Here is a 19,158-nt window from a genome sequence, read left to right as displayed (position 1 = left end):
CGACTGCAATCAACCAGTCTTGGTCCATGGATTTTATGCACGATCAGCTTCAATATGGTCGTAATTTTCGTCTTTTCAATGTGATTGATGACTTTAACCGTGAGGGACTCACAATTGATGTAGACTTTTCCTTGACATCTGAACGAGTTATTCGTGCGTTGGATCAGATCATTGAATGGCGAGGCAAGCCCGCGATACGTTGCGACAACGGGCCGGAGTCTATCAGCCATAAGCTGCAAGCCTGGGCTGAAAAGCACGCGATATGTTTGGATTACATTCAGCCTGGCAACCCTCAGCAAAATGCTTATGTCGAGAGATTCAACCGAACTGTGCGGTATGATTGGCTCGCACAATGTTTGTTCGAGAGCATCAATGAGGTCCAGGAGCACGCAACAAAATGGCTCTGGACATACAACAACGAACGGCCCAATATGGGCATTGGTGGCATTACCCCGATGCAAAAACTGAGAATGGCCGCATAGCCTCTACTTTTAAGAGCCATTAAAAATGGGATGATTACCACACGAGTTACAATTATACCATTTAATCTAATATCTAATGAGTTTAACCGTAGAAGCTTGGGAGGTTGCACAACTCCACCTCAATCTCTTTTATCGACCTTGCGGGACATTATTGGAGGCAATTCAGCGTCAGGCGTTGAATTACATAATTAATAATTTGGATTGGTGGGGAGGGATTATTCCTTCCCCATAAGACGGTGATGATATAAATGAGATATGAATTATATAAAAAATTTTGCTAAGCAGTTACGAATGATTGCCCATGAAATTAAGGAAGGTAAAATCTCTCCGGAACATGGGGCTATAAGATTGCAATCATTGGCTGCGCAAATTGAAGAAGCTGCAAAATATGAAATAAATCAGCAATATTCTACTAAGCTTATTGAAATTTCTGACATGGTTAGAGATGTTATGGTTAAGCTTGCGCCCGAGAAGAGGGTTGTGCAGTGATATTTATTTGAAACAGTAAGCTTTATGTCGAATACGCAAGTATCACCATTTTCCGCCGTTGCCGCGAAACAGAACTCGCAAAACATCCGATTTTAGTAGCAATTTTACGATCTGAATCAGAACCAAGCAATTCTTTCTACCATCTGTCTGATTGAGCGCTTTTTTGGGTTAGAAATCTAGTTACCTGTTTATCCATGAGCCACTTACAGCTTCACCTCAAAAGAGCTCAAGATTAAAGCTCATTTTCAATCACAACAACTAGACCTTATCTTCTTTTCTCTCACCATTAGGGGAACCTTGAAATGCCATTTTTATTTTAAACATCGACTTTTCATATAAATAGCTATATATTTTAAATCAAAATATGGAGGGAAAATGTTAACTAAAATAGCTTCTGCACTACTATTCTTAATTCTTACTTTATCTTTATTTGGATGCGCAAAAATTGGTGAAACGACAGGAAAAACCATTAAAGAAGTAAAAGAAATGCCACATGAATTCCATGAAGGGTATAAAAAAGGCCGAACATCAACTGAAGATGAAATTTAATCGCGAATGAAGCCCTTCTAAATTAAAAAAAATTAGCCACTATAAATTCGTAGGGAATGCCAATCTAAAAAGAAGAAATTTAATTTATTTGGCAAAAAAATCATAAAACATTTTGTCAAGATAATTGGCTTAAGATACTTTATTTTCAAATATTTTTAATTAGAATTATCGAGTATTCCCATAACGTTCCGAAGTTCTTTTACTTCTTTTTGAGCTACATTTTGAAAAATATATTCCCATGCATTCACAGTAAAAGAATCCCAAAATTCATCTGTATCACTGCCAAAAGAGTCCCAAATATACACTGAATCATACGAATTAATCACTTGGACAGGTTTATCACTTAATAAAATAACACTTTGTGTTGACAATTCAGTCGGAGCAAACCCTGGGAACACCCACCTTCCAAACGCATTTCCCGGCTTATATTCCTTTACTGTAACAGTAATAGAATATGGAGAAGAGCCAGTTTCATCGAATAAATTATTTTTTTTCAATTCTTCCATAAGAGCTACAGATGTATTTGAAGAAATATCTAAAAAATTAAGGCTCTTAAATAAATCAGCGGAATCAGTCCCTTTAACATAACGAAATCCTGATTCATCAATAGTGGGATTAATCCTAAATTTAGCTGCAGGATCGATATCTTGATAGTGAGAATTTTCATGAGGAGTTTTAGCTCCGCAAGCAGTAAGGGCTGCAATCATTATTAATAAAAAAATTGTTTTTTTCATATGAACTCCACAAGAAATAAGCATTAAAAAATCAGCTCGTAACCTAAACAACAACCTATAATAGTACCATTTAATACATATTTTAAAAAATATCGACAAAAAAAAGCTTCCCAACATGCATGATTTTAAAAAACATATTAATAACAAGCTTACCGATACAACTTTACTCAGTCAAGAGCATAGGATATATGCAATACCCTTACAATATTTTACTTTAATAAGGTGATTATTTTATGTCAAAAATCGCACTAATTACCGGAGCAAGTAAAGGTCTTGGAGCTGCCATTGCATTACAACTTGCTGATGACGGGTATGATATATGGTTAAATTTTCGCACCAGCGAAAAATCTGCTGAAGAAATTGCAACTACAATCCGTAATAAAGGACGAAAATGCACCTTACTACAATTTGATGTTGCTGATGAAAATTCAGTGAACGAAGTCCTTTCTCCAATGTTAGAAAAAGATGTCCCATACATACTCGTAAACAATGCAGGTATTGCACGAGATTCACTTATCATGCTTATGGACAAAGAAGATTGGAATAAAGTTCTACAAGTTCATCTTGACGGTTTTTTTAACGTAACTAAGCCAGTTGTAACTAAAATGCTTAGAAAAAGATGTGGACGTATAATTAATATTTCTTCAACTTCCGGTGAAACTGGAGTTGCTGGGCAGACCAATTATTCTGCAGCAAAAGCAGGACTGATTGGTGCCACAAGATCTCTTGCAATGGAAGTTGCCAAACGAAATATATTGGTAAATGCTGTCTCCCCTGGTTTCATTGAAACAGACATGCTTGCGGGCCTTCCGATTGATCAAATTACTTCACAGATCCCCCTTCGCAGAATAGGAAAACCAAATGAAGTTGCAGGAGTCGTTTCCTTTCTATGTTCAGAAAAAGCAACTTATATTACAGGCCAAACTATTTCTGTAAATGGTGGTATTTATACTTAATTTTTGTTTTTTATAGGAGCATAATTTTGTCATTACCATATAAAGTAGCTATTACCGGAATAGGAGCAATTTCTGTTCTCGGCATCACCCTTGATGAGATCTCAAATTCTCTTAAACAAGGAAAATCAGGCATAGCCATCGATCCAGAACGTACTGAACTTGGCTTTGAAAGTCCCCTAACAGGAATGATTAGAGGTTTTTCCTCCAAAGACTGGCTTAATAAAAAGCAACGTAGGAGCATGCCTGACTATACAATACAAGCTTATGCAGCATCAGTTCAGGCATTGTCTCAATCCGGCCTAAAAAGTGAAGACATACAAAATGATGAAAGTGGACTGATTTTCGGTTGTGATTCCAGCTGTATTGCGGCGCTTGAACAAGTCAACTTACTTACAACGAGAGGAGCAACATCTCTTATTGGTAGTGGTACTATTTTTAGATCTATGACCTCTAATATCACTATGAACTTAAATACTCTTTTCAAAACAAAGGGAGCTGCTTGGACTATTAGCTCTGCATGCTCAAGCGGAGGCCATGCCGTTGGACAAGCTTTTAACCTAATTGCTTCAGGTCAGCAGGAACGTATTATATGCGGAGGCGCTCAAGAAATAAACTGGCAATCTATGTGTAGTTTTGATGGACTAAGTGCATTTTCAACTAGAATTAGCAACCCTCAACAGGCAAGTCGCCCATTTGATTCAGAAAGAGACGGCCTGATCCCAAGCGGAGGAGCTGCAGCAATTATACTAGAGCGTTATGATCTTGCCGAAAAACGCGGAGCAAATATTTTAGGATTCATTACAGGTTATGGATTTTCATCAGACGGTGAACATCTCGCGGTACCAAGTGATACTGGTCTTGCTAGAGCCGGAGCAAAGGCCTTAAAACAAGCAGGGCTTTATCCTTCAGATATTGACTATATATGTGCCCATGCAACATCAACTATAGCTGGTGATGCAGCTGAAGCACAAAATATTAAATCTTTATTTAACGGATGTTCTCCAAGAATATCTTCTACTAAATCAATGACTGGGCACGAATTATGGATGTCTGGAGCAAGCCAGGTTGTTTATACAACTTTAATGCATCAAGGCGGATTTATTGCACCTAATATCAATTTAAAATCTATAGATAGCAATTCAGAAGGGCTCAATATCATAACTAAAACAGACAATTCTGGGCCACGCAATGCTTTGCTTAATTCTGCCGGATTCGGTGGAACAAATTCATGTCTAGTCCTCTCATTCTAATGAGTAATTATGATCATATAGTTGTCGGTGGTGGACTTTCAGGCATGACCGCAGCACTACTCCTTGCTAAGCAAGGAAAAAAAGTTGCACTTATTGAAGCCTTTCCATCGCTAGCCCCAACGATACGAGGCTTTAAACGCCATGGAGTAAATTTTGAGACTGGTATACATTTACTTGGAGGATATGGAACAAACCATCCTCTTGATGTATATTTAAGGCATTTAGAAATTTCAGATTCTCTTTCAAAAATTCCGTTCAACGAAAACGGTTTTGACACCATTAAATTTGAACATTCCAAAGAAGAAATCATTATTCCGTTTGGTTATGAGGCTCTCCAAAAAGAACTTATCATTCATTTTCCAGCAGAAGAAAAAGCTATCCATAAGTATCTTAAAACAATAAAAAAAATATTTAAATCATCACCTTACTTAAACTTTGAAAACGAGTTTTCACTAGATGCAGCTCTACACTCAGAAACATCTACTCTTCAAAATTTTTTGGATTCAATCACCAAAAATAAAAAACTTAAAGAGGTATTGAGCTACCATACAGTATTATACGGAACCAATCCCGAAGACGCCATGCTATCAACGCACGCCCTCATAGCAGGTTCCTACTTTCTTTCTGCCCATACTATCGAGGGTGGAGGGTCCGCAATTGTTAAGGCATATGAAAAACAATTAATCAACTCAGGAGTGACCCTTCTTTTAGGAAAAACTGTTTCCTGTATAAAAACTGATGACAATAACTCCTTTAGATCTGTCACTCTTAAAGACAAAACCGAAATCGCCGCTAACGCCTGTATTTGGACTGCACATCCTAAAGACCTGCTCCCCTGCATGCCTCCTCAAGCTTTCCGTCCTGTATTTAATCGCAGACTGAAAGCATTAAAGGATACAACCTCAGCACTCATGTTTTTTGGAATTGCCAATGTTCCTTTACCAGAACTTCTCCGCAAAAATATCTACCTCTGGCCGCAAGGAGATTACAAAGATCTCCTATCAGGCACAGCCCCGTTCTCAGAACGTGTTATATTTGTCTCAGCAACACAAACTTTAAAGCAAAACAGAACGCAAGCTGTAACAGCTATTATTCCGCATGATTTTAAGGATTTTTCAATGTGGACAGACTCAACTTACTCAAAAAGACCACTTGAATATATTGAATATAAAAATGAACTTACTCAAAAATTTAAAAATGAATTTTTTACACGTTGTCCTGAGTTCAAAAACAAAATAAATTTTGTTGAATCTGCAAGCCCACTAACTTTCAAGCATTACTGCAGCACTCCTAGTGGTAGCCTATATGGTATCGCACACACAGCATCACAATATAATCCACTACCACTAACTAAAGTAACAGGACTTTTATTTGCTGGTCAAAGTATAGTGGCGCCAGGAATGCTGGGAGCTATAGTTTCTGCTTATTTAACATGTGGGATACTTTTAGGTCATGAAAAAATTCATAAGGAACTTCGATGCATCTACAACGGGTAGTAATCACTGGTATGGGCGCGGTTTCTCCTTTCGGATACGGAGTCACTGCATTATGGAATGCGCTTGAAAATGGACAATCTGGCATATCCATACTTGATGATTTAGCTGAAATAAAAGGATTACGACCTCGTGTTGGCGGAAAAGTTCCAGCATGCGACATAAAAGTGATACATCGCAAGTTCCGTCGCACAATGTCTGCACTTTCCATATTTGGTTGCTTAGCAGGCCTCGAAGCACTTAAACAAGCAGGACTAACAGAAGAACAACTTACAGGAGGAAGAACCGGTTTATGCGTCGGTTCCACGATAGGAAGTGTCCAGGCTATGGAAAACTTTTTCTCTGGCTACCTCAATGCAAGAAGCATTGAATCAGTACATACAACTGAATTTTTTAAAATAATGAATCATAGTTGCGCCTCCAATATGGCTCATTTTTTTGGAATTTCTGGTAGAGTTCAGTCAACATCAGCGGCCTGCTCTACTGGATGTCAAAACATAGGACTGGCAGCAGAAATCATAGCATCAGGTAAACAGGATATGATGCTTTGCGGAGGCTCAGAAGAACTACACCCTTTAACTGTTGGTACATTTGATATTCTGGAAGCAGCCTCAACTTCTGGTATAGAGGACCCGACTACTACCCCTCGCCCCTTTGATATTACACGTGACGGAATTGTTTGTTCTGAAGGAGCAGGTATACTTTTACTTGAAAGCTACGAATCGGCCATAAAACGAAATGCAGTAATATTAGCTGAAGTCGTCGGATTCTCTAGCATCTGTGACAGTTCAAACATGGCCAACCCAAGCCCAGACGCGATTACAAAGTGCATAGAAATGGCCTTACAGGACAGCAATATTTCTCATGAATCTATTGATTATATCAACGCCCATGCGACAGGAACCCAGCAAGGAGATTCAGCAGAATGCATAGCAATATCCAAGGCATTACCATCAGCTCCTCCTATTAGTAGTTTAAAAGGGCATTTAGGGCACACTATGGCGGCAAGCGGAGCTCTTGAAACAATTGCTACAATCTGCATGATGAAAAATAACATAATAATCCCAACGCGAAATCTTTTTAACACATCTGATGACTGTAAATGTGCAAACCACAACTTGCGATTGCAACAAAGAAAGATTACGTATGCGCTGAAAAATAATTTCGCCCTCGGTGGTATTAATACTTCACTAGTTTTAAGGAGACCAGAATGATTGATAATGAAATTGTAACCCGTATAAACTCAGCTCTTGCTGAAGAATTTGAACTTGAAATTGAAGACATAGTTCCAGAAGCACGTTTTAAAGAAGAGCTTGGACTAGACAGTCTTGACGCTGTAGATATGGTAATCGTGCTTGAACAAGAATTAAATATAAAAATTAAAAAAGATGAAGCATTCAAGAAGATACGCTCTGTAGAAGACTTATATAATTTTATTCTCAGCAAAAAAACACAAGCTTAGATTTCATTCATCACCCCATATCCATGATGCACAAAAATAAGAATCCAGCTGAATCTGAAAGCCTGCTTATAAAAATTATTGCATCAATGAATCTAATATGGATTAATACAGGCATTTATCTATCCTTACTTACATGGACTCTTGCAAGTATTATATTTTCACCTGTCTGCTATTTAGTTCTTACAAAACTATTAGCTTGGAAAAAATCAGATACACTTCGAAAAATGATTTGGTTCTATGGGTGGATATGTTCACACTTAATGAAACTTTTTGTTGATATTAAGTGGCCAGAACAACCACAATTACCAAATCCATGTATCATTGTTTCAAATCATGAGTCTTTTTTTGACCCATACCTTGTTTCATTTCAGCCCAATAAAAATATTTGTATGGCCGTTCGTAACTGGCCATTTAAAATCCCATTTTATGGTTTTTTTATGAGTATGGCCGGATATATCAACGTAGAGGATTTAGAATTTAGCCAGATTGTTGACCAAGCGAGAACTGCACTTGAAGAAAAAGCATCTTTAATGTTCTTCCCAGAAGGCACAAGAAGTACAGATGGAAAGTTGCGCCGTTTTCATTCTGGTCCGTTTTACGTTTCAGTAAAAACGGGGATTCCGATCGTGGCCTTATGTCTTTCCGGAACTCATAATCTACTACCCAAAAATAAAATGTTAATTAGACCCTCTAAAATTCGTGGGAAAATACTAAAACCCATTTATCCACTAGAATATAAAGATCATGAAAGTGGACATATTGAATTGCGAAATAGAGTAAAAGAAAATATGATTACAGCTATCAAGCAGTTAAACTCAATGAAATAACAACTAACAGTTAAACTTCAGGAGCTTTGAAATGAAACCCTTCCGAATTACTCTTCTAATTACTATTATCTGTGCTATTGCTTTTCTCTCAGGTTGCAGGACTGCCACAATTCAGAACATCGAAATGGCTCCAATATTGACTGATAGTTCAAACACTAAGACTTTAGATCAAGTAAAAAACTCTATTATAAGAGCAGGATACAGCCTAAACTGGAAAATGTCAGACATTGCTCCAGGTCATCTTGTAGGAACTTTGAATCTCCGCAGTCACCAAGCAGTTGTTGATATTACTTACACAACTAAAGATTACAGCATTAACTATAAATCTAGCACCAATTTAAAACATAAAGGTGACAAAATTCATAGCAACTATAATGCATGGGTAAACAATTTGTCTAACGCTATAAACCGCGAATTAGAACCAACTATTCAATCAACCGGAAAATAACCTACCACCTCAACATCTCAGTTTACCATTAATAAATACATAGATTAGGGCAATGATGACACATTGCCCTAATCTTGGATAAGCTCTTAAGAGTTTGGATCAATAAAATTAAATAATTAAATTCATCTTTTGTATACAACTCATATCTTCTTGAAGAACTCCAATTTAGAGCTTTATTAAATCTATATGCGAGTTATAAACTTTAGTTTTAAATAATTGTTCTAATGGAGTTTATGCTTAACTTAAAATATAACCGTTAAAAACCTACGCAAGTGGCACTACCATATTAAAGGCTAATATAAAATCTATGAATTTTGCAACAACAATCACAGATTTCGTAGTATGTTTAACAAAACCTTATTGTCGCGTTAGCCTTCTCATACTGACAAAATCAAGTATACGGAACTAAATTATGACCTTCCCAATTGAAGCTAAAAAACTACTTCCACATCGCGGTAAGATGCTTTTAATCAACAGCGTAATCCATGCATCCGAAGGAGCAGGAACTGCAACAGCATTTCTTCCACCTGAAAGCATTACTCATTCAAATTCCGGCTCCATCCTGTCCCCCTTTTTTATAGAACTTGTTGCTCAAACGTATGCAGCTGTATGCGGATATTCTTATCTGCAGCAAAATGCTCCAATTCCTAATGGCTACCTTGTAGGAGTTCAGAAATTTAATTTTCATTATTCTGATTTTCCTTCAATAATTAATGATCTCAACATATCTGTTCAGACAACGGGTGAGTTCGATGGATTTGCAGTTGTTGAAGGTACAGTTTCACAAAACTACACTGTTCTTGCTGAAGGAAAAATTAAAGTCTGGGTTCCACAGGAACAAAACAATTAAGACCTTACAGCCTATTTAACACAGGAACAAAAATTCATAATATGCTTTTCTTCAAACACCCAAACATTAGAGAGTCAACGTTTAGATTCGTGCTAAACCTACTCTTATGCATCGCTTTTGTTCATATATTATGCATTCCAGCTCTCGCGCAGCAAAAATATAAACAGGATAAGATAACTCTAGCACTTGAAGCTAATTCAGAAAAAATCATAACAATTTCAAGTGAATTCACTCAACAAAGTTATATTTCACTTTTTGAGGATACTATTATATCTAAAGGCAAATTTGCATTTGCCAAACCTAATTATTTGCGATGGGAATACCTAAAACCATTCGCCTCCGGCTTTATAATTAAAGGAGAAAATGGATTAAGGTGGGATGAATCTGATAAAAATTCTACTACATTCAACATAAAAACATCACCAGAAATGGAGATCGTCTCTCAACAAATCTTAGCATGGACAACCATGAATATGGCATGGCTTAAATCTGTATATAATATTTCCATAACTTCCGACTCCCCAATAGTTATGGAACTTACACCTAAGTCCACCGCGACCAGAGAATTCCTTAATCAAATCATTGTCTTTTTTTCAAATGATAAAAGTCATCTTACAGCACTTGAGCTCCACGAACCTTGCGGTGACTATACAAGAATTGAATTTTCAAAGGTCCTAATCAATACAAATTTGCCTCCTAAAACATTTACAAGCCACTAGTCATGATTCTTTCAATATTTACATCTAAAAATTATTCAAAGAAACATACGCAAATACGCTACGTTCTATTTTTAATACTTTTCGTAATTCTTTGCGTGCTCCCCTTGCGGTCTGTTTCCTTTAGAGAAGATATCTCTGCAATGATTCCTGCAGGAACGGATGGACGAATCAAAGAAGACTTTACGTTACTTCAAAAAGCTCCTTTATCCGGTAGTGTGCTCATTACATTACAGAGTAAAAAAGTTACTCCAGAACAACTAATAAATGTAGCCAAAAGCCTTTCTAGTCGGTTTAAACCTCCTTATTTCATTCTGCAGGATTATTCAAAAACTACTCCTCAATCCATTATAGATTATTTGCTTACACAAGCTCCAAACTTAACGACAGAAGCAGATTTGAAAAATTTAGAAGAATTAACCTCTCCTAATACGGTTGCAGCAACATTAAAAATAAATAAACACCAACTAATTTCTCCTATTGGTATTGGTGTTAAAAAAATTATCGTATCTGATCCGCTCAACCTTCGTAGTCTCTATTTAAAAAAAATTGCTTCACTAAGATTTTTACCTCACTTCAATACAAAAGGTCAGCACATACTAAACAATGACCAAACAGCGTTATTGCTGATTGCTAAATCCCAAATCCCTATGACTGATTCTAATGGTGGTGAGAAACTTCTGTCCAACTTTAAACAAATAAGCCACTCTGCTCTTGCAGAAAATAATTTAAAATCTTCTGACATTTCAATCTCACTGCTAAGTGGCCATATTTATACTGTTGCCAATGCCTCTATCATCAAAAATGATTTAACTACAATTTCAATTGTATCGGCAGTAGCACTGATAATACTTTTCTTATTTTCATTCCGACATGTAGGGGCCTTAGCTATTTTTTTAGCTCCAGGTATAGCAATCATGGCAGGTCTAGGAAGTACCGCCATTTTTTTCCCCAATATGTCCACTATTGTCATTGGCTTCGGCTCAATATTAATGGGTGTTTCAATTGACTTTGCAATTCACACATACTTTGCACTTGCAGACCGACATGATGATCCTAAACAAGCTGTTAGGAATATCAAATTTCCAATTCTTTATGGGGCAGCCACGTCTTGTGTTGCATTTGGAGCATTGTATATTTCAGGCATACCTGGGATCAAACAACTCGCTGTTTTTTCCGTAGCAGGGATTATTGCAGCTTGCAGTTATGCGCTTTTGTTCATCCCTAATTTTTGTTGCTCATCCCCTTCAATATCCCAAAATACGCCCCCAAGATTAGAATCAAAAAAACGCGGATCAAAAAAAATTACATTAATTATTTCAGCTATTCTAATCATATCAGGTAGTATTATTGCATTATCTAATTGTTTTGACACTGAGCTTAAACACTTAGGTTATATTTCAGAAAATATCCATAATACAGAAAAGATATTCACTGATTCATGGGGAGATCTCCGTGGGCATTCTTTACTTTTTGCATCTGGATCAACACAGCAAGAAGCACTACAAAAGAACACTAAAGTATGGGCTGATATAACTAAAAATTTACAAAATGAAAAAGCTATCAATATATCTCAAGTTCTTCCTGACTATCAAGCACAACAAGAGAATTTTTCCCGATGGAGAAAATTTTGGAATAATAATAAAATTAATGAAACAAAAGCAATCCTTCAAAAAGAAGGAGCTAAGCTCCACTTTGCTCCGAAAATCTTTGATAGCAGTATAAAAAAACTAAGCAATCCTATTGTTCCAGAATCAATACAAAGCATGCGTTCCAGCTCTCTTGGATTTCTTGCTGAAATGCTCATTCCTAAAACATCATATCAGGAGCATGTAAACATTATAACATTGCTTCCTGATACTGAGCGAATAATAAAATATTATACACCTCAAAAAGAAAAACTTTTAGGAGTACGATTAGTTGCACAAAGCAAATTCAAACAAGCGCTCGAATTTGAAATGGAGAAAGATATTCTGAGATTTATTGGCCTATCAGGAGTTCTTGTAATAATTCTAATTTTACTCCTATTCAAAAACATACGCCGAGCTACACTTGCCATTTTTCCAGCTATATTTGGAGTTATATCTACATTTTCATTGCTTAGTATTCTAAATATTCCACTTAATATTTTTCATATTATAGCTTTACCTCTTGTCATAGGTTTAGGTGCGGATTATGGTATTTTCATGGTATTTCAAGAAGTAAAAGAGACTACTCCATCAACATTAAAAGCCGTTCGCATATCTGGATTAACAACTTTAGCAGGGTTCGGTGTGCTGGTTCTTGCAAAACACCCATCTTTGAACTCACTAGGAGCAACTGTTGCAATCGGCATCAGTTCAGCCCTATTATGTGCAATATTTATTCTACCAAGATTATTAAACTTGCATTACACATCAAATCAGAGCAAAGAAACTTGACATGCGTAAGGTATTGCAAAAGATTATACTCTTTCAACTGTTACTAGTGTCACTTGGCTTCCCTTTAGGGTGTTCAACACATGCTACTCCCCCAACAAACCAGAAAGAAGATAAAAACTATAGATTGTATCACTCAGGAGTGCTCGAAATCCAGAGTAAGCGTATCCCTCTTAGAGGAATTTTACTTTATTCTCCTGAATCTAGATATGCCAAGATCGTTATTTTAAACGAGATGGGACTTAAACTTTTTATAGCTGAGATAAAAGCTATTAAGCATAAAAAAGTAAATAGGTATCAAAAAGAATATACCTCTAAACCTCTCTACATTTCACCATTCATTAGAGCAATACCACATTTCTACGAAGAAGCAATGGATTGCATTTATGAGTTATATTTATCAAATCCACCTTTAGGAATTAATACGAATTCTTCAGATTTCCAGAAAGAACGTTCACCTTACGTCATCACAGGAAAAGGAGCTGTTCAAATCAAAAACTATATTTTCCCACAACAGACGGTCCTTATTAATAAAAATAAAAATTTTAGTCTTGAGCTATTGCTAAATACCAACCCTTAAACCGGAATACTTTTAATATGGATATCCATGCGCAAATCAAAGAAGCTGCCGGACCTCTAGAAATAATAGGTGAAGAAACATACTCGCGCACCTTCCTTTTTAAATCCTCATTTTCTGGATTCGACGGTCATTTTCCCAATAATCCTATTCTACCAGGAGTTCTACAAATTATACTAGGAGAAATCAGCAGTCTTGAAGCTCTTGAGAAAAAAAATTCAAGTCAAACTTTTGCCATAAAAAATGCTACAAGATGCAAATTCCTACGACCGATCACGCCTGGTGAAATAATTCTATTAAACTTTACAATTAAAAAGAACCAATCAGACTACACCTGCATGTGCTCTCTGAGCATAGGAACAAGTAAAGCCGCTTCATATCAACTAACATTTGCTCCAAGGGTATAAAATGTCTTCAAAAATATATTTTCCAACTCAAAATTGCGCACCTGCTCCGCTAAGGCTAACCATTTCTCGTAAAATTAGATTCGAGGAAGTAGATCTCATGAATATTGTCTGGCATGGACGATATCCTAGCTATTTTGAGGATGGCCGAATAGCTCTTGGGGATGTATACGGTATAGGCTACAAAGACCTATACATGTCTAATATTGCTGCACCTATCAAGAAAATGCATATAGATTACATCAAACCTCTCAATTTTGGTGAGACAATCACAATTGAAACGATACTGCATTGGACTGAAGCAGCGCGAATGAATTACGAATTCATAATCAGAAACTCATCTAACGAAATAACTACCACAGGTTATACTGTTCAGCTTTTTATAAAAGACAATGAGTTAATGATGTTTCAACCTGATTTATTTGCTGAATTATGTGAAAAATGGAAATCAGGCACGTTGTCTCCGCTACGACCTATAAATGATTTTTCAAGCGCAATTTAAAAATAATGGCATCTATTTTTTTATTATCTTCTAATACTGTAGTAGAACCTTACCCTGTATATCCTATTGGAATGTCAATTATTGCTGCAGCATTACAGAATGCTGGGCATAAAGTTGTACAGTATGACATGTTAGCTCACGGACAAGATTTAAAAGACCTTACCAATAAACTCAAAATTGATAATCCTGATTACGTAGGAATATCTATTCGAAATGTCGACAATGTTGATTCTTTTACTTCTCATAAAAACGGATACATTCAAAAAGTTAAAGAAATTGTTCATTCAATAAAAGCTCTAAATATTCAAGTTATTGTTGGAGGAGCAGGTTTTTCTTTACTTCCAGATGAGATATTATCTTTTATAGATGCTGATTATGGAATCATTGGTGAAGGCGAACATAAAATGGTCAAACTTATTCAACAACTCGAATCGAAAGAAAAACCTCAAGTCATATACGGACCTCAAAAGGGACTCAGTAGCTCCGAAATGCTTTCCCCTCACTGGTCGCCAGAACTAGTTAAATTTTATCTACAAGAAAGTGGTATAATTAATATTCAGACCAAACGAGGCTGCGAAAACCGATGTGCATACTGCACATATCCAGCACTAGAAGGTCATAAAATGCGATTTAGACCAACAGAGACCGTTGCAGCTGAAATCGAATTACTTTGCAGTTTAGGAGCAGAACATTTCTTTTTTACGGACTCGGTATTTAATGATCGCACTGGGCACTATCTCACAGTTGCTGAAGAAATCATCCGCCGAAATATTAATATTAAATGGTCTGCTTTTTTTCAACCGCATCGGATTGAAAAGGATGAATTACAGTTACTTAAACGTTCTGGGATGCAAGCCATTGAAGTAGGTACTGACGCAACTTCAGACACAACTTTACGCGCAATGAACAAGGGCTTTAGCCTTTCTGATGTAGTTGATTTCAATGAAAAATGTATAGCTCAGCGAATCCCTTGTGCCCATTTTGTCATATTCGGTGGCCCCGAAGAATCAATGCAAACAGTGCACGAAGGAATTAATAATATGAATTCTCTAAGAAAATGCGTTGTCTTCCCTTTTTCTGGCATAAGACTTCACAAAGAATCTCCACTTTTTGCACGAGCTTTAAAAGAAGGAATAGTTTACCAGGAACAACCTCTTCTAGATCCTCTATATTACTTTTCACCACTACTAGATAAAGATGAAATGAATGACACACTTATTGCTGGATTTAAAAAACGAAGAGATAGGTTATTCCCTCCGGACGAAGGACAGCAACGAATCAATATTATGAAAAAATTCGGTTTTAGAGGGATTATGTGGGATCAACTTATTAGATTTGACAATTAACAACCTAAAATACATGACAATAAAAAAAGAACTTTTAGAATTAATGGTAAACCCATTAGTAGTTATTCCTATTTATAATCACGGTAAAACCTTACGCAATATAGCAGAGCGATCCTTAGCAACAGGTTATGACGTATTAATAGTAGATGATGGGAGCACAGACGATGGAGTTAATACAGTACGAGATCTACCTGTATCAATAATTACACATAAGCAAAACAAAGGAAAAGGTCAGGCCATTCTAACTGCGGCAAATGAAGCTAAAATATTAGGCAAAACTCATATTATTACAATTGATTCAGACGGGCAGCACTTTCCTGAAGAAATTCCTCTTTTTGTTACGGCCATAAACAAAAGTCCACGTGCGATAATTATCGGTTGCCGTGATTTCAATGGAGAAAACATTCCAAATTCATCTAAATTCGGCCGTAATTTTTCAAACTTTTGGTTACGTGTACAAACAGGAATAAAGATTTCTGACGTTCAAAGTGGCTTTAGAGCATACCCTGTTGAAATTTTTCCAGTATTAAAAACAACTGAACGACGCTACGCTTTTGAAGTTGAAATACTTGTCAAGGCTGCTTGGGCCGGTTTTACACTCAAAGATCAGCCCATCAGAGTTCATTACCCTCACCCATCAGAAAGAATTTCACATTTTAAAGCTTTGAAGGACAATATTCAAATTTCTCTTCTTAACACTAGACTTACTGCACGCGCTTTTCTTCCTGTACCTCATCGTCAATATGACAAAGATGAAAACGGTAAAATATCCCCTATTCATCCCCTGCGCTCACTTAAATTACTACTTTCAAAAGACGAAACACCATTCACATTATCTATCTCTGGCGCAATAGGTATGCTACTTGGCACACTGCCTCTCATAGCCATGCATTCCATTGTTATAATTTTAGTGTGCGGATATTTTAGATTAAGTAAAATAACAGGGCTTGCTGTCAGCCAAATTTGCATACCTCCGATTATTCCAGCATTATGCATTGAAACTGGATACTATTTACAACATAAAGAATTCTTAACAGATATTTCTTTGCAAACAATTGGATACGAAGCTTTAGATAGGCTTTATGAATGGATTCTAGGATCTTTAGTACTTGGTCCTCTATTTGCTATTACAGTCGGCCTAGCCATCTATGTAATGGCCAGCATTATTAAACATTTTATAACAATTAAGAATACTAAAAAATAGTAAGGATTTAGCATGGCTGGCAAATCAGACAAACACTATGACAAAGAGCAAAATGACTCTGAGTGGGATAGTAGGAGCCTAGCTTCATCCTTTTTTCATAATATTTTCTATATAACTATCCGTCTGACCGGGCAGAATGTAGCATATGTTCTGCTTTTTTTCGTAGTAACTTTTTACACGCTGACACCTCGCATTAATAAGAGAGCCTCTTACTATATTATGCACCGTTTCGGAAAATGTTCTTTACTTCAACGAATGCGCCATACTTTTCTGTTATATTGGAATTTTGGACAGATGTTAGTTGATAGAGCAGTTTTAGGCATACTGAATACATTTGAAAGCAAATCAGCAACTCAAGATACAAATAAAATCACTGAGTTACATGCGGAAAACAATGGATTAATACTTATCACAGGACATGTTGGATGCTGGCAGCTAGGCATGTCAGCTCTAAGTTTTATTAATGCACCAAAGGCAGTAGTTATGTTCCGCGACAAAAAAGACATTGACAAACTCTCTTTTGAACACAAAAAAACAAACTCTCAGACGAATCGGAACAAAGACAATGATTTCACCATTATCAACCCTGCCTCTCCCATGGGTGGAGCAATTGAAATGGTTGATGCCTTAAAACGAAAATCTATTCTTTGTATTAATGCAGACAGAACATTTGGAAGCAATAAAAATACCGTACCAGCTAAATTTCTAGGAGGCACAATCCTTTTACCAATCAGTGCTTTTAAACTCGCTGCTGTGATGAAAACACCAATTGTCATAACATTCTCAGCTCGTACAGGAGCAAGTAAAAGTAAATTCTGGATAGCTGGCACAATTCGAGTTCCTCAGGATGTAGACAAAGGTGAAACTCGTGGAGCAAAGGCGTTCACTCCGTATGCTAATGAATTTGCAAAAGCTCTTGAAAATTACTGCGAGTCACATCCATACCAATTTTATAATTTTTTTAACATGTGGCAGCCACATGACAGATAACTTGAACTAAAAAGGAAATAGAATGTCGTTGCATGATAAATTAAAAACGCTCTTAATTACTGAACTTAATCTAGCAGACTTTTCAGCCAACGAAATTAAGAATACGGCCCCTCTTTTTGGTAATGAAGGACTCGGGCTAGACTCTCTAGATGCTGTTGAAATAGTTGTTCTTGTCCAAATACATTTTGGTGTAGAAATCAAAAATATGGATGAAGGTAAAATTGCTTTTCAATCTATTAACAGTCTTGCTTCATTTATCGAAGAGAGAAAAGGTTAAGAGATGGATCAGCCCGTTAGTATCTGCGCCGTTAGTTGTCTCTGCGCAGCTGGTAATTCAGCTGGAAAATGTTTTGAGACAATGCTGAACAGTAGTGTAACCCCAAACTTACCTTTATTTTTAGACCAAGCGGATTCTTCCCCTTCTCCCGTTTTTTCAGTGCCCAATAATTATAATCCTGAGCAGTCAACTTTACCTATAACTGAAACATTACATTTACTTTTTAATACGGCAGCTGAAGCCTACCATAAAACTAATCTTTCAAAACAAAACGCTAATAGCTTGAGAATTGGTTCCTGCATAGGAACATCTACAGGAGCTTCACTTAACTTCAAAAATTTCTATCAAGAATGGAGAAAAGGCAGTTGTCCAAGTATGACCTCCATCCACAGTTATCTACACGGTAACCCTGCTTTTGAGCTTGCTAAAAAATATTCCTTCAACGGCCCTATACAAACAGTAACGAATGCATGCTCTTCAGGAACAGATGCTATAGGCATAGGAGCATCATGGATTAGAAATGGTTTATGTGACTTAGTCTTTGCCGGAGGGGCAGATGCTTTAAGTGAAATTTCATATACAGGATTTTCACGACTGATGATCACAAGCCCAGATAGCCCTCGTCCATTCGATAAAATGAGAACAGGGCTTAATCTTGGTGAAGGAGCAGCAATTCTCGTACTCGCAGGGACTAAAGCTATGCATGAACTCGATCTGTTCCCGCTTGCAGAGATAATGGGTTATGGAACACATTGTGATGCCTACCACCTAACAGCTCCACATCCCGAAGCATCCGGGTTAATAAAAGCAATTAGTGAAGCGTTGAGACGTAGCAAATTAAACGCCTCTGATATCGGATTCATTAACATCCACGGCACAGGAACAATTAACAATGACAAAGTTGAAGGAGTAGCCATTAACAAACTTTTTCCAAGTACTCCTTTCGTAGGAATTAAAGGCTTCACAGGGCACACTTTAGGGGCAGCTGGAGCAATTGAAGCTGTCATGACAATCTTGTCGCTCAAACATGGTTTACTCATGCCTACAAGCGGGTTCTCAACACAAGACCCTGATATTGGAATTAGTCCTGTGCAACTAAAAACTGCAATTAATGCTGAATTTGCTTTATCTCAATCCCTAGCCTTCGGTGGAAATAATTCTGCTATAATATTTAAACGGAAATAA

22 protein-coding genes are annotated in these 19,158 nt (G+C 36.8%); 21 read left to right on the top strand and 1 reads right to left on the bottom strand.

All coding sequences use genetic code 11. From position 1 onward, the window contains the following. The 3 genes from B9N78_RS11425 to B9N78_RS18160 form a co-directional block, all read left to right on the top strand. Window positions 1-482, top strand: a 482-nt coding sequence (locus B9N78_RS11425; RefSeq protein ID WP_137982525.1) for an integrase core domain-containing protein, incomplete at its 5' end; no start/stop codon positions are given. 291 nt (window positions 483-773) lie between these two features. Further along, complete coding sequence (locus B9N78_RS11420) at window positions 774-971, top strand: hypothetical protein (RefSeq protein WP_085102321.1); 198 nt, start codon at window positions 774-776, stop codon at window positions 969-971. Window positions 972-1,346: 375 nt separating this feature from the next. After that, window positions 1,347-1,520, top strand: a complete 174-nt coding sequence (locus tag B9N78_RS18160) for a hypothetical protein (protein WP_170921413.1) — start codon at window positions 1,347-1,349, stop codon at window positions 1,518-1,520. Window positions 1,521-1,675: 155 nt separating this feature from the next. Here the strand turns inward: B9N78_RS18160 and B9N78_RS11415 are convergent, their stop codons facing one another. Next, window positions 1,676-2,254 carry a membrane lipoprotein lipid attachment site-containing protein gene (locus B9N78_RS11415; protein ID WP_085102319.1) on the bottom strand — a complete coding sequence of 193 codons (579 nt, stop codon included), beginning with the start codon at window positions 2,252-2,254 and terminating at the stop codon, window positions 1,676-1,678. A 233-nt stretch (window positions 2,255-2,487) separates the two neighbouring features. On the opposite strand from B9N78_RS11415, the gene fabG reads away from it, so the two are divergent. The 18 genes from fabG to B9N78_RS11325 all read left to right on the top strand — a co-directional run bounded on the left by fabG (window position 2,488) and on the right by B9N78_RS11325 (window position 19,158). Continuing rightward, entirely contained in the window at window positions 2,488-3,210 is a 723-nt protein-coding gene (gene fabG, locus B9N78_RS11410) for a 3-oxoacyl-ACP reductase FabG (RefSeq protein WP_085102317.1), read from the top strand. A gap of 26 nt (window positions 3,211-3,236) precedes the next feature. Then, window positions 3,237-4,460: a beta-ketoacyl-[acyl-carrier-protein] synthase family protein gene (locus B9N78_RS11405; RefSeq protein WP_245805534.1), complete on the top strand. Its 1,224-nt coding sequence runs from the start codon at window positions 3,237-3,239 to the stop codon at window positions 4,458-4,460. Next, entirely contained in the window at window positions 4,439-5,956 is a 1,518-nt protein-coding gene (locus B9N78_RS11400; RefSeq protein WP_245805533.1) for a phytoene desaturase family protein, read from the top strand. The genes B9N78_RS11405 and B9N78_RS11400 overlap by 22 nt, the downstream gene beginning before the upstream one ends. After that, the gene (locus B9N78_RS11395) at window positions 5,938-7,167 is read left to right on the top strand and encodes a beta-ketoacyl-[acyl-carrier-protein] synthase family protein (RefSeq protein WP_085102311.1); all 1,230 of its coding nucleotides are present in this window, start codon (window positions 5,938-5,940) and stop codon (window positions 7,165-7,167) included. The genes B9N78_RS11400 and B9N78_RS11395 overlap by 19 nt, the downstream gene beginning before the upstream one ends. Further along, on the top strand, window positions 7,164-7,415 hold the full coding sequence (locus B9N78_RS11390; RefSeq protein WP_085102309.1) for an acyl carrier protein: 252 nt from the start codon (window positions 7,164-7,166) through the stop codon (window positions 7,413-7,415). The genes B9N78_RS11395 and B9N78_RS11390 overlap by 4 nt, the downstream gene beginning before the upstream one ends. A 260-nt stretch (window positions 7,416-7,675) precedes the next feature. After that, a complete protein-coding gene (locus B9N78_RS11385; RefSeq protein ID WP_245805532.1) occupies window positions 7,676-8,242 on the top strand; it encodes a lysophospholipid acyltransferase family protein in 567 nt (188 codons plus the stop codon). 31 nt (window positions 8,243-8,273) lie between these two features. Beyond that, the gene (locus B9N78_RS11380; RefSeq protein WP_085102307.1) at window positions 8,274-8,690 is read left to right on the top strand and encodes a hypothetical protein; all 417 of its coding nucleotides are present in this window, start codon (window positions 8,274-8,276) and stop codon (window positions 8,688-8,690) included. A gap of 412 nt (window positions 8,691-9,102) precedes the next feature. Continuing rightward, entirely contained in the window at window positions 9,103-9,540 is a 438-nt protein-coding gene (locus B9N78_RS11375; RefSeq protein WP_085102305.1) for a hotdog family protein, read from the top strand. 89 nt (window positions 9,541-9,629) lie between these two features. Further along, window positions 9,630-10,259 (top strand): LolA family protein, encoded by a 630-nt coding sequence (locus B9N78_RS11370; protein WP_245805531.1) that lies wholly within the window; start codon window positions 9,630-9,632, stop codon window positions 10,257-10,259. Between the two features lie 140 nt (window positions 10,260-10,399). Continuing rightward, window positions 10,400-12,676, top strand: a complete 2,277-nt coding sequence (locus B9N78_RS11365; RefSeq protein ID WP_245805530.1) for an MMPL family transporter — start codon at window positions 10,400-10,402, stop codon at window positions 12,674-12,676. A 1-nt stretch (window position 12,677) separates the two neighbouring features. Beyond that, window positions 12,678-13,253 (top strand): hypothetical protein, encoded by a 576-nt coding sequence (locus tag B9N78_RS11360; protein WP_085102299.1) that lies wholly within the window; start codon window positions 12,678-12,680, stop codon window positions 13,251-13,253. A gap of 17 nt (window positions 13,254-13,270) precedes the next feature. After that, window positions 13,271-13,657 carry an ApeI family dehydratase gene (locus tag B9N78_RS11355; RefSeq protein WP_085102297.1) on the top strand — a complete coding sequence of 129 codons (387 nt, stop codon included), beginning with the start codon at window positions 13,271-13,273 and terminating at the stop codon, window positions 13,655-13,657. A 1-nt stretch (window position 13,658) separates the two neighbouring features. Beyond that, the gene (locus B9N78_RS11350) at window positions 13,659-14,156 is read left to right on the top strand and encodes an acyl-CoA thioesterase (RefSeq protein WP_085102295.1); all 498 of its coding nucleotides are present in this window, start codon (window positions 13,659-13,661) and stop codon (window positions 14,154-14,156) included. Window positions 14,157-14,161: 5 nt separating this feature from the next. After that, window positions 14,162-15,502, top strand: a complete 1,341-nt coding sequence (locus tag B9N78_RS11345) for a lipid biosynthesis B12-binding/radical SAM protein (protein WP_085102293.1) — start codon at window positions 14,162-14,164, stop codon at window positions 15,500-15,502. Between the two features lie 13 nt (window positions 15,503-15,515). After that, complete coding sequence (locus tag B9N78_RS11340; protein ID WP_137982524.1) at window positions 15,516-16,706, top strand: DUF2062 domain-containing protein; 1,191 nt, start codon at window positions 15,516-15,518, stop codon at window positions 16,704-16,706. A 12-nt stretch (window positions 16,707-16,718) separates the two neighbouring features. Continuing rightward, the gene (locus tag B9N78_RS11335) at window positions 16,719-17,696 is read left to right on the top strand and encodes a lysophospholipid acyltransferase family protein (RefSeq protein ID WP_085102291.1); all 978 of its coding nucleotides are present in this window, start codon (window positions 16,719-16,721) and stop codon (window positions 17,694-17,696) included. Between the two features lie 22 nt (window positions 17,697-17,718). Then, window positions 17,719-17,973 (top strand): phosphopantetheine-binding protein, encoded by a 255-nt coding sequence (locus B9N78_RS11330; protein WP_085102289.1) that lies wholly within the window; start codon window positions 17,719-17,721, stop codon window positions 17,971-17,973. A gap of 3 nt (window positions 17,974-17,976) precedes the next feature. After that, on the top strand, window positions 17,977-19,158 hold the full coding sequence (locus B9N78_RS11325) for a beta-ketoacyl-[acyl-carrier-protein] synthase family protein (RefSeq protein WP_085102287.1): 1,182 nt from the start codon (window positions 17,977-17,979) through the stop codon (window positions 19,156-19,158).

Source organism: Desulfovibrio gilichinskyi (genome assembly GCF_900177375.1).
GTDB lineage: Bacteria > Desulfobacterota > Desulfovibrionia > Desulfovibrionales > Desulfovibrionaceae > Maridesulfovibrio > Maridesulfovibrio gilichinskyi.
This window is presented reverse-complemented; position numbering and strand designations above follow the sequence as displayed.